General features: G+C 52.9%; 6 protein-coding genes. 4 read left to right on the top strand and 2 right to left on the bottom strand.

What is annotated here, in order from left to right; genetic code table 11:
- Positions 1-134 precede the first annotated feature (134 nt).
- The 3 genes from BJP58_RS21800 (at position 135) to BJP58_RS21810 (ending at position 8,311) form a co-directional block, all read left to right on the top strand.
- Positions 135-6,404, top strand: coding sequence for a 5'-nucleotidase C-terminal domain-containing protein (locus BJP58_RS21800; protein ID WP_194540523.1), 6,270 nt, complete (start codon positions 135-137; stop codon positions 6,402-6,404).
- Positions 6,405-6,836: 432 nt separating this feature from the next.
- Positions 6,837-7,325, top strand: coding sequence for an RNA polymerase sigma factor (locus BJP58_RS21805; RefSeq protein WP_156088559.1), 489 nt, complete (start codon positions 6,837-6,839; stop codon positions 7,323-7,325).
- A gap of 68 nt (positions 7,326-7,393) precedes the next feature.
- Complete coding sequence (locus tag BJP58_RS21810; RefSeq protein WP_233354720.1) at positions 7,394-8,311, top strand: hypothetical protein; 918 nt, start codon at positions 7,394-7,396, stop codon at positions 8,309-8,311.
- 138 nt (positions 8,312-8,449) lie between these two features.
- Here the strand turns inward: BJP58_RS21810 and BJP58_RS21815 are convergent, their stop codons facing one another.
- On the bottom strand, positions 8,450-9,316 hold the full coding sequence (locus BJP58_RS21815; RefSeq protein ID WP_194540525.1) for a helix-turn-helix domain-containing protein: 867 nt from the start codon (positions 9,314-9,316) through the stop codon (positions 8,450-8,452).
- Between the two features lie 153 nt (positions 9,317-9,469).
- On the opposite strand from BJP58_RS21815, the gene BJP58_RS21820 reads away from it, so the two are divergent.
- Positions 9,470-10,789, top strand: a complete 1,320-nt coding sequence (locus BJP58_RS21820) for a sulfatase-like hydrolase/transferase (RefSeq protein WP_194540526.1) — start codon at positions 9,470-9,472, stop codon at positions 10,787-10,789.
- A 113-nt stretch (positions 10,790-10,902) separates the two neighbouring features.
- Here BJP58_RS21820 and BJP58_RS21825 read toward each other — a convergent pair whose 3' ends face one another.
- Positions 10,903-12,819 carry a beta-N-acetylhexosaminidase gene (locus tag BJP58_RS21825; RefSeq protein ID WP_194540527.1) on the bottom strand — a complete coding sequence of 639 codons (1,917 nt, stop codon included), beginning with the start codon at positions 12,817-12,819 and terminating at the stop codon, positions 10,903-10,905.
- Between the last annotated feature and the right edge of the window lie 50 nt (positions 12,820-12,869).

The following is a 12,869-nucleotide window of genomic DNA, read 5'->3' on the forward strand; positions in this document are numbered from 1 at the left end:
TCCAGCTTTGGGTTTAGGTCTATCGGAGGTTTTTTTACATCCAGCATACTTTAGGTTAGAACTCCCAAAACATATCTGGTATATATAGTAAATAAGGTAAGAAAATTTAATAGAATAGAGGAGTGAACACCTGAATGCGCATTCGATTACATAGGTGCCAAAGGCCGTTAAGTGTGCTTTTGGTTATCGTGATGCTTCTGAGTATCATCGTTCCTTTCAGTCCCGTGAAGGTGGCGGAGGCTTCTCCCCGACATGACCAGGTTGTGATCAGCCAGGTGTACGGTGGGGGCGGGAATAGCGGGGCATCTTTTACACATGATTTTATCGAATTGTTCAATCCGACCAGCAGTCCGGTCGACCTGACAGGCTGGAAGGTACGTTATGCAAGCGCAACAGGAAATTTTAACAATGAAACCCCTTTATCTGGTAAAATAGAACCTTTTGCTTATTATTTAATCCAACAGCAGAGTAACGGCTCGGCAGGCGCTTCTTTGCCGACAGCTGATGATGCAGGAACACTGAACTTAAGCGGCTCTAACGGAAAAGTAGATCTGGTGAACGCCGCTGGCGACCGCATCGATCTTATTGGCTATGGAAATGCAACGCTATCGGAGACGAATCCGACCGCAGCTCTCTCCAACAGTACGGCTGCGATCCGCAAGGAATTGACCGTTGGTCAAAATGATCGCGGCCGCGACACGGATAACAATGCGGCCGATTTTATCGTTATGACCCCGGATACCCGGAACAGCGCGAGTCCCGTTACGCCGGTCACGCCTGGCTCGGGCCTGGGAGCGGTAACGGCCAATCCGGAGCCTAATGCCTGGCCAGCCGGAACGGAGATCACGCTGAATCCGCCTACGGTGGGCGCTTCCGTTTATGCGGATGTATATCGGTCCGGTGGCAACGGGTCCGGCTTCCAGCTCGTCACCGGCCCGATCATCCTTAACGAGCCTACGCGGGTGGATGCCTATGCAGCCCAGGATGGCCAGCCGGATGGGCCGGTCTCCTCTTTTCAATACGATATTTTAACGCAAACGTCCGTCGCTGATGCCCGCAGCAAGGCAAAAGGCGAGCATGTCTGGACGGAAGGCATCATCACGCATATCGAAGGCAGAGAAACCTACATTCAAGATGACACGGCTGGTATCGTGCTCTATGACTACCCGCTTAATGCCAGCGTTGGCGACCGGGTGAGCGTGGCCGGCGTGATGGAGATTTACAACAATCTTCAGGAGATCAAACCGCACGCCCTGCTGCCGCATGATGTGACAGGGAACCAAGTCGGAGTGCCGAACGCTCTTCAAATCACCGGAGCTGATCTATCTGCAGCTTCGGGAGAGACTTATGAAGCGCGACTTGTCTACCTGGACGATGTCACCATCAAGTCCGAAAACAGACCTGGGGAATATACGGCCGAGCAAGGCGGTCATGAATTCATTATCTATTCCGGATTGTCCAAGCTGAAGACGGTGAAAACCTTCAGCCGCGTCACGGGTGTGGTGAAGCAGTTCGGCAACATCTATGAGCTGATTCCTTTAGGCGAGAATGCCTTAATCGAAGAGATGTTCTCCGTGATTGCAAGTCCGGGTGCAGGACCGATAATCATTGGAGGGACGGTGACGCTGTCCAGCCCTACGCAAGGGGCAAGCATTTATTATACGCTTGATGGATCGGTTCCTACGACAGCAAGCACGTTGTACAGCGCACCGATACAGATTGACCGTGATACGACCATCAAGGCGATCGTTGTCTCGGGGGCGGATGAGAGCAAGGTATACGAATTTGCTTACAAGGCGACACAGCAGCCGCGTATCGCGGATATCCAAGGCGAGGACCATACTTCGCCGTATACCGGACAGACGGTAACCGATATTGAAGGCGTTGTAACCCAATACGGTTACACGTTCTCTAACGGCAATATCAAGGGATTCTATATCCAGGATCCGAAGCCGGATTCCAACCCAGATACCTCGGATGCGATTTTTGTGTATTCCACGGATCCAAACCGGCCTCAAATCGGAGATCTGGTGAGTGTAACCGGAAAAGTGGCCGAGTTTAATGAGGGAAGCTCCAGTAACCTGACCTCCACTCAAATCGAGCTGCAATCCATCAAGAATCTGGGTCAGGGTCAACAACTGCCGGACCCTGTTACCTTAGGTAAAGGCGGACGACCGATTCCGGCTGCCATTATCGATAACGACGGCATGACCACGTTCGATCCGGACGAAGATGCCATCGACTTCTATGAGTCCCTGGAGGGCATGCTGGTCAGACTTCCGCAGCCAACGATCATTAGTCCGTATTGGACAAGCGGTGGTACCTACAACATTGCGACTCGTGTCGAGAACGATATCGCGGATGTCATTACGCCAGCCGGCGGGCTGGTTCTGAAAGAGAACGGCAATTTCAATCCGCAGCGTCTCCTGATTGCTTACAGCAATCCGGGACAAGAAGTGGGCACCGGCGATACATTTGCCGATGATGTGATCGGCGTAATCGGTTATAACAGTGGCAATTTCAAGGTGATTCCGGCTAAAGGCGAATTGCCTGCAATCCACAGCAGCTCTTTTAAACAAGAGGTATCCACGATCGACGTGAAAGACGAACAGCTCAGAGTAGCGACGTATAATATCGAAAATTTCAATCCGGGCGTAAGTTCCGCCAAAATCAACAAGCTGGCGGAGTCAATCGTAAACAACATCAAGTCTCCGGATATTATTGGTCTTGTCGAAGTACAGGATAACAACGGGGAGCAGAACAACGGAACTACCGCGGCAGATCAAAGCTACCAGACCTTGATTAACGCCATCAAGGCAGCCGGCGGACCAACCTACAGCTTTACCGATATCGATCCGGTGAATAATAATGACGGGGGAGCGCCGGGAGCGAACATTCGGGTCGGATTCCTCTATAACACCGATCGTGTCCAGTTATCGGACAGTGTAAACGGCAAGAAGGGATCACCGATTGAATCGGTGGCGTATGACGCGGCAAAGGATCAGCTGACTATGAATCCGGGCCGAATCGAACCGCTGAACCCTGCATTCAACGCATCGCGTAAACCTCTGGCCGCGCAGTTCGAATTCCAAGGGGAAAAAGTGATTGTCATTGCGAATCATTTTAACTCGAAATCCGGAGACCAAGGACCTTTCGGCAATACCCAGCCGCCGGTTCTCTCCAGCGAAACGCAGCGCCATCAGATTGCAGCGGTTGTGAACAGATTCGTGAAAAGCGTTGTGTCTGCTAACCCTGACGCTAACGTCGTTGTTCTGGGAGATTTGAATGATTTCCAATTTACCGAGACGGCGAACATTTTGAAAGGCAACGAATTGGACAATCTGATCGATACGCTTCCGCTCAAGGAGCAGTACACATACACGTATGACGGAAACTCGCAGGTGCTGGACCATATTCTCGTCAGCAAGAACCTGACCCGTTCTACGCAAGTCGACATCGTGCATCTGAACGCCGATTTCCCGGCCTCCAAGGGCCGCGTATCGGATCATGATCCGATCGTCGCGCAGATCGATCTGAAGGAAGAAGCCGTGGACGGCTTCCCGCTGACCATTTTGCATACCAATGACACGCATGCCAATCTGGATACCGTAAGCTCGCCGGATAACATTGCACGACGGGTTACGGCAATCAAGGAAGCCAAAGCGAATGCGGTCAACCCTCTGCTCGTGGATGCAGGGGACGTATTCTCCGGCACGCTGTATTTTAATCAATATTTGGGACTCGCCGATCTGGAGTTCATGAATTTGGTTCAATATGATGCCATGACCTTCGGTAACCATGAGTTCGATAAAGGATCCGAGGTGCTGAACGATTTCATCGAGCATGCGGAATTCCCGTTTGTTTCCTCGAACGTGAATTTTTCGGCCGATGCTTTATTGACCCAGAAATTCAAGAATGAAGCGACCCGGGATGCCAGGGATGCAACCATCTATCCGGCCATCATCATGGAGGTAGACGGGGAGCAGGTTGGCCTCATTGGACTTACAACCGAAGACACGGCCAACATCGCTTCGCCTGGTGACGTAACTTTTGAGAATGCGGTGCAAAAGGCAAAAGACACCGTAGCGATGCTGCAGAAGGAAGGCATCAACAAAATCGTTGTACTGTCGCACCTCGGTTATGATGTGGACGTCAACCTTGCCAAGGAAGTCGAAGGCATCGACATCATCGTGGGCGGTCACAGTCATACCAAGCTGGATGAGGCGGTTGTGGACCGTTCGGACAGCGAACCGAAGCTGATCGTGCAGACGGGTGAAAAAGGCCAATTCTTAGGTCAGCTTGAGGTCGTATTTGACGACGAGGGTGTCCTGCAGGAGTGGAACAGTAACCTCATTTCGGTTGACGAGAAAGATAGCGCTGGTCAATACGTGGTAAAGCCGGATCAAGAGGCGCTGCAAATCCTGAATACCAAATATAAGCCGGGTGTGGAGCAGTTAAAACAAACGGAGGTTGGTACGACGGAAGTGAAGCTGAACGGCGTTCGCGCCGATGTCCGCACGAAGGAAACGAATCTCGGCAATCTGATTGCCGATGGCATGCTGGACGCGGCGCAAGCAGCCGGAACGAATGCGGTCATCGCCCTGCAGAACGGCGGCGGCATTCGCGAATCTATTGAAGCGGGCAAAATCACGATGGGTGACGTCATGACGGTCCTTCCGTTTAACAATGATCTCGTTACGATCACGCTGACGGGCGCCGAGATTAAAGAAGCCATGGAGAACGGGGTTTCCAAGATGCCTGCTGCGGATGGCCGCTTCCCGCATATCGCGGGTATGAAGTTCTATTATGATTCGACCAAACCGGTTGGATCACGTGTCCTTCGCATCGAGGTCAAAGGCAAGAACGGATATGAGCCGATCGACATGAATAAATCGTATGAGGTGGCGACAAACGCATTTACCGCTAAGGGCGGCGACTTTTATGCATCGCTCGAGAAGGCTTATCTGGAAGGTCGCGTGAATCTGCTTTACAAGCCTGACTATGAAGTATTCTCGAACTATGTGAAAAAAGTAGGTACCATTACGGCCAAGACCTCCGCCGTCGAAGGACGGATTACGGACTTGAAGGGAGCGCCGCTTCCGGGAGGGCCTAATCCAGGAGGGTCGGGAGAGCCTGGACCGGGGAACCCTGGGAACCCGGGTACACCTGGAACTCCAGGACCGACAACACCTCCCGTAAATCCATCGAACCCTGGAACGACACCACCAGCCGAACCAGGCAAGATCAAGGTTCCGGTTAAAGTGGAGAACGGCGCAGCTGCAGGCAGCGTGACTGGAGCGGTTATGAAGGAAGCCTTGAAACAGTCTTCGGGCGGAAAAGTCACCGCAGAGGTAGCAAGCACACAGCCAATCGTGTCTGCTTCCGTTACCATCGAGAATGAAGCGCTCCGGGCATGGCTTGATCAAACAAACGCACAAGTACTGGTTGTAGTGACTCCTTACGGAAGCTATGAGCTTCCGAAAACGGAGATCAATCTCAAAGCTCTAGCTGCACAAACTGGCTCGGACATTAGCGGACTTCAATTGGTCATTCAACTTGCTGTAGATGCGGATGCCCTTAAATCAGCGGCGTCCAGAGGATATAATGCAATACAAGCTGTGAGCTATACCGTGACGGTGAAGTCCGGTAATGGCAAGACTGCCACGTTGGAAGCATTCCAATCGTATGTAAAGCGGTCTCTGAATGTCGACAAGTCGCATGCGTTGACTGATATCGCGGTCGTTCGGGTGGACGGAAACGGGATATACACGCCGATTCCATTTAAGGTGAATGGTCAACGAATCGATATCTACAGCCGCACGAACAGCACATACCTGGTGTTGCAGAACCCGGTAACGTTCCAGGACATCGCGTCGCATTGGTCGAAGGACAGCGTTGAATCGCTTGCGGCCAAAATGATCGTGACCGGGCGCACGGAGCAGACCTTTGTTCCGAACGCTCCAGTCACTCGGGCCGAGTTCGCAGCGCTTGTCGTCCGGGCACTGGGACTTTCTGCAGACGCTGCGTCAGGCAGCTTCCAGGACGTGGTTTCATCCGACTGGTACGCGGGAGCGATCCAGGCAGCAGTCGATGCCGATATCATTGACGGCTACACGGACGGCACTTTTAAGCCGAACCGGACGATCACGCGCGAAGAGATGGCCGTGATGGCCTACAACGCGCTGGAGTATGCCGGATACAACTCAGTCGACGCGGCAAAAGCCCATTTTGCCGATGCGTCCTCGATCGGCGCTTGGTCTCAGGCAGCGGTATATGAATTGGCGGGTCTTGATATTCTGAACGGAGATCCGAAGCAGCGCTTCAATCCTAAATCGAATGCCACCCGAGGCGAAAGCGCCGCAGTGCTCCGTCGTTTGATGCAGGATTTGACGTACGTAAAATAAACATGCTGTACAGCGGCTGGAAGGTTTAATGGATTTGCATTTTGTGATATACGATGGGGGCCAACAGCAAATCTGCTGAAGAACACTCCAATCGATCAAAAAGCTGAAAATATAGAAATGGCGGTGCTAAGGATGCGATCCTTGCACCGCCATTTTTTGCTTTTTTGTTTCGTTGCACCGCTTCTTTCGTAAATGGGTCGCACATCCATTTTGTGAAGATGTGGTTTTCCCTTGCTTAATTCATTCCAAGAAATTTGGAGACAACAGCGATGGAAGGAACGATGCGTACACGGAGCGTCTCCAAACAGAAAGAGGGGGCCCGCCAGATCTAAGATCTTGGGGACACCTTCTTTTTTAATCCGAAAAACTTAAAAACAAAATGTGACCGATATACGTCCATAACTGTGTTAATGGTAAAAGGAGGTCTAGGCGATGCAGATCGATTCGCTCCGGCCGGGCGGAGATATTACGGAAACCTATGAATTATATGGCGATATGCTTTTTAAAATAGCGATGGTGTACCTTGGGAACAAACAGGATGTCGAAGAAGCCATTCAGGAGACGTTTATTAAATTGATATATAAAGCGCCTGACTTCAGCGACCAGGAGCATAAGAAAGCCTGGCTCATTCGGGTGATTACGAACCATTGCAAGAACATGCAAGGGAGTCTGTGGCGCAAGCGGGTAACCAAAATGGAGCATATGAACAATTATTTTGTCGAACCGTCGGAACGGACATTGATGGATAACGTCATGAGTTTGCCGTTCAAGTATAAGTCGGTCATCCATCTGTTTTATTACGAGGATTATTCCGTTAAGGAAATCGCCGGGATTTTGCAGATTAACGAGTCTGCGGTCAAGATGCGTCTTCAGCGCGGCAGGAAGCTGCTGCGCATGGACTTGGAAGGAGAGGACGATTGATGAATCGGAATGACTACAAATCATTGATAGATCGAATAGAACCTGACAAAGGACTGGAGGAGCGGATTATGAAAGGAATGAAACAAAATCAGCGTCAAACGACCAGAATGAGCCGAATGGGGGTCGCCGGCGTCACCGCGGCCGTTATGTTGGGGCTGGTGGTAGTAGCTTCGCTGGTATTGAATCTTGAGAACGAGCCAGCGAACAGCGATATCCCGGTCGTTCAACAGGGGACGGGGGAGAATACCCCGCCGACCGCGAAGGTTGGTCACGATCCGGTAACCATTCCGAAAATCGAGCTTCCGAAGGACAGCAACATCAAAGCCGACATGATCGGTTTGGTTGTATACCAGGGCAATATCTACACCCAAACCGGTACGCAAATCACGTCGGACATCGCCAAGCAGCTGCGTGGGGATAAGCTTGGACGGTCGAAATCGGGAATTACGGAATGGAGCTCCGCCGACGATTACACGGAGCTTGCTTCGACGATTGGCGAAATGGATATTTTCACGGTGAAGGGATATGATGCCGATTTTAGAATCATGTCCTACATGGAGCATGACGGGGAAGTCTACGCCGAATTGTATGAGCACCTCAACGGGATTACGGTGGCCAAGGGCGAGGATATCATCGGCAAGCTGAATCTGGTGGGGAACATGACTTCGGTTCAATGGCAGGATTTCGACAGCTGGAACATGGGCGAGAATAAGCTGCGCGAGCTTGCCGACGATACGGCGGTGCAAGCCTTTGTTGAGGCTTTATATGAGGCAAAGCCGGTAGCGGCAGAGCCTCTGTTTGAGCAAGGGATCTACGAGACCGGGCCTAGCGAGCAGAAATTTCTGTATATTGAGCTGCAGGACGGGACGGAAGTCCAGTTAAGGCTGTTTAAAGGCGGCCAATATGTGCGATATGCCAATGCGCCTGTGTTCTTTCAATTGGAAGGCGAGGCATTTACCACGCTGTGGGGGCTGATGGAGGAATAGGTTGTCCTGCCGTTTGTAGCAGCGTAAAAAAGATAATGTAAAAAGCTAGAGGCTATCCCTAATCGGATGGCCTCTTTTCGTTGCTGTAGGATCGATAAGGGCGATTCCTTTATTGTTTATCGTATTGGCGGATCCGTGTTATTCGCTTGTTCTCGATGACGGGCGGTTCGCTTTCACGAATGTGCTCGGCGTCATTCCGTAATACCGGGTAAAGGCGCGGGAGAAGGTGAACAAATCCGAATACCCCAGGGATAAAGCGGTCTGCGTGATGCTGGTTCCCTCGGCGGTTAACAGGCGGGTCGCTTTCTCCATGATCAACTGCTGCATGTAGCGGGACGGAGAGATGCCGTATCGGCGGGTAAAGGCGCGGGTGAAGTGACTGCGATGCACGCCGGCCCAGGCGGCAAGGTCCTCCACGGACAGATTCTCCGTGCAATGAAGCCCCATATACCCGGGGGCGGATTCGAGCCAGTCCGAAGCAGCCGGGAGGTGCTGGTCCCGGTTGGGATCGATGCTGTGGATCAACTGGAATCCCAGCGACATCAGCTGAAGGCTATGGTCCTGCTGGGGCTGCTGGAGCAAACGCTGGATGTCCTTGATGACAGCCAAGGCATCGTCCCTGAAGGCATTTCGTCGATAGGGCCGCTCCGGACCTAAATCGACATGCTTCAATATGGACGGCATCAACTCGCCCATAAAGGCCGTCCAGGTGATCATGGTAGACGGCTCGTCGCAGTCCTTGACATATGTATAGACCGAGCCGGGGAAGAGGCAGAAGAGGTCGCCTTCCGAGAGGGAGACACTGCTGCCGTCCCAGCCGAACCGCACTTTGCCGCTGGCAACGAAATGTATACTATAAAATTCGACGGACCGGGGACCGACTTTATCGGTGAAAAAGGGGTGGGATCCGGATTTGAATATCCATAATCCCAGTTGTGTCTCAAAGTGAGCCGGGTTATTAAAGTATTCTTCCCGGGATGGCCGCTGATTCACTGTTAAACTCATGTGTCCTCCTTCCACCTATACCGATCATTTCTTTTGTTACTGCTATGATGCAACATATTGTATAACGATTGCAAGGCTGGAACATTCCGTATTCGTCCGCCAAAAGGTACGATGATGAGGAACAAGTTGAGCATAGTAGAGGTGAATGGAGATATGAAACAACCGAATTTTATCGTGATTTATTGCGATGACTTAGGGTATGGAGATCTTGGATGTTACGGTTCGGACACGGTGAGAACCCCACATCTGGACGGGTTGGCTGATGAAGGCATTCGTTTTACGAATTGGTATTCGAATTCTCCGGTCTGCTCTCCGTCACGAGCCTCTTTATTGACGGGCAAGTACCCGGCCCGAGCGGGAGTCGGCGAGATTCTGGGGGCGAAGCGCGGTTCGCATGGACTGCCTGCCGACGAGGTGACGTTGGCCAAGGCGCTCAAGCCTGCCGGGTACAGGACGGGGCTGTATGGAAAATGGCATCTGGGCTTGTCCGAGGAAACCAGCCCGAATGCGCATGGATTTGATGAGTTTTTCGGATTCAAGGCAGGCTGCGTCGATTTTTACTCGCACATTTTTTATTGGGGCCAAGCCCATGGCGTCAACCCCCTGCATGATCTGTGGGAGAACGAAACGGAGGTTTGGGCGAACGGCCGGTACATGACCGAGCTGATCACGGAACGATCGGTTGATTTCATTCAGCGGTCGCGGGAGCAGGAAGCTCCGTTCTTTTTGTTTGCGTCGTACAATGCGCCGCACTACCCGATGCATGCGCCGCAGGAATATATGGACCGGTTTGCGCATTGGCCTTGGGATCGGCAGGTCATGGCCGCCATGATTGCCGCGGTGGACGACGGCGTCGGGGAGATCGTGAAGGCCTTGAAGGAAGCCGGCTGTTACGAGGATACGGTCATTTTTTTCTCCAGCGATAACGGACCGTCCTCCGAGAGCCGGAACTGGCTGGACGGAACGGAAGACGTGTATTACGGGGGAAGCGCGGGGATCTTCCGGGGGCATAAAGCAAGCCTGTTCGAAGGCGGCATCCGCGAACCTGCCATATTGAGCTGGCCGAACGGTTGGAAAGGCGGACAAGTGCGCGATGAGGTGGCGGCCATGATGGACATCGCACCGACCTTTTTGGATCTGGCCGGCGTCGATCCGGCGGCAGGACCGCTTCAAGGCGTTGCACTGGACGGAAGCAGCCTGAAGGAGATGCTGCAAATGCACGAGCCGTCGCCGCATAAGCAATTGTTCTGGGAGTATCAAGGCCAACTGGCTGTTCGGGAAGGGGATTGGAAGCTGGTGCTGAACGGGAAGCTCGATTTCGACCACGTGATTCCCGATCAGGTTCACCTGTCCGATCTGTCCAGGGATCCCGGGGAGCGCACCAACCTGGCGGACCGTTACCCCGAGATCGTGGAACGGCTTAGCCGGGATGTGCGAGACTGGTATGAGGAAGTGCAGCGTCATGAATCCTGAGCGTGAATAGAGCATATCATCTATGCCTCAGCGATAAATGTAAAAAGAGTCCCGGCAACCGGGGCTCTTTTTGTTTGGGATGAATGGTATGAGCTGAAAAGCAGCTTTGATCCTTAAAAAGGATTCAGCACATGGTAGAACACGTTTGGCGAAGCCATGCGGTAATAATGGCTGCACCAGCCGACTCCCTTGTGATTGTCGCGGTTGGTCGTGCTGAACACCAGCCGTTCCTGCTCAAGCTCCTCGATCCGTGCCGTCCGTCCTTCCACGTATTCCAGAATGCGGAACGATGCTGTGTCCAGGCGGGTGATGACGCCGCCATAACGGATGTCGATGACCTCCCAGCCAAAGGGCTTGAACATCCGGTGCCACTGCGTGCGGTGGGCAATGCGCAGCTCTTGAACGGCTTTGGAGATGGCAGGGAGCACGTTCTTGGCCATATGCCTTAAGGTATCGGCGTCCTTGGCATCATAGGCTTGCTTCAGCAGAATGCCGATTTCGCTCTTGCGTTTGAGGACGGCGCTCAGCTTCTCCGGCATCTCGAACAGATAGTCCAGCTCGGCCGTGCTATCGCGCTTCGCGCGCAGGTTTTGCTCCAGCTCGGCATAGTGGTTCGATAGGTCCAGGCCTTCGATCTGTTTGTCGAACATCCCGAGGAGCACATCCTGATACAACAAAAATTTGGACGGGTTGCTCTGCTTGGCGTTGTTTGGCTCCTGGCCGGGAATCTCGTCCAGATCCTTCAGCAGGAGGAACGCCTCCATGTCGATGCCCGTACAGAATTTCACCCGTTCCGCCAACTGCGCCGGGGAAGGCTCCTGTTCCGAGTAGGCATGCTCGGCATAAAGCTGCAGACCGAGCAGCGCCGCGAACGGATTTCCTTCGTTGCCGTCGTCGCCCCACATCGTGGCGTATACCTCGCGGATTCCTTCCCGCTTGCACACTTGAAGCGCAACATTCGAAGCGTTCAGGGACAACCCGTAGTTGACGCCGAATGTGTTAAAGATCCAGACGGCTCCGGCAAACACGAGGTTGCAGCCCAGCGGGCGGTGATTGGCGATGAGCTTCTCATAGTCCTCCGGCTCCATGTGGGTGTAATCCCAGTACACCATGTCCACATCCTTCGGGATGCGGCGGGCCATATCCTCCGGAATCGAGGTGTCCTTGTCGTAATACGCCGCATCGCCGCCTCCGCCGGCAGCGAGCTTCAGGAACATGTCGCTCCACATCATCGGCTTCAGGCCGCGCTTGCGGGCGGCAGCCAGGACTTTGTCCAGATGGGCGATCATAATGTCGAAACGGCTCACATAACCGTTGTGATCCAAATATTTACCACGTCCGAGCTCCTCCGCTTCGTCCATCCCGATATGAATCTTGTTGCTGCGGAACGGAGCGCTGGCAGCCTCGATCATCCGTTCAATCAGGGAATCGGTCTGCTCGCTGCCGACGAGCAGGGCACCCTTCGTATCGCGGTAATGCTTGATGGGCTCCCACTTCAGAAACTCCTCCAGGTGCGCCAAGGTTTGGATGCTCGGAAAAGCCTCGATGCCGAATTGATCGGCATAATCGTCTATCTCTTTCAGCTCCGCCTGCGTGTAGCGACCGCGCATATAACCGAAATACGGTTCGCCTTCGATCTGGTAGGTGTCCTCCATGTATAACATCACGCTGTTCATCCCCATCAGGGCCATCTTGTTCAGCATGAGCTTGAAGCTGTCCAAGGTCAGCACGGCGTTGCGGGACAAGTCGAACATCGGGCCAATTTGGTCAAATTGCTGGCGTTCGTGAAGGTGGAACGTATCGTTTTGGCGGCTATGTTGAACCAGCAAGCCGAGTCCCCTGAAAAATTGATGTTTTCGTCCATAACGAATATAGGCGTGGTCTCGGTCCTTGCCGACCTCCAGATCGCCATCGGACAAGGCTACCTCAACGGGGAAGCCGTTTTCCCCAAGTTCGACGCCAAGCTCATCCAGCAGCAGCTCAATGCCTGGCATGACATCCGTAACAGCGCCCTCAAAACGAAATTCCATATGAAATCCCCCTGCATTCATGATTTTACGAACATTAAACATTATATCAT

Origin of the sequence: Paenibacillus sp. JZ16, from assembly GCF_015326965.1 — a bacterium.
Lineage (GTDB): Bacteria > Bacillota > Bacilli > Paenibacillales > Paenibacillaceae > Paenibacillus_AQ.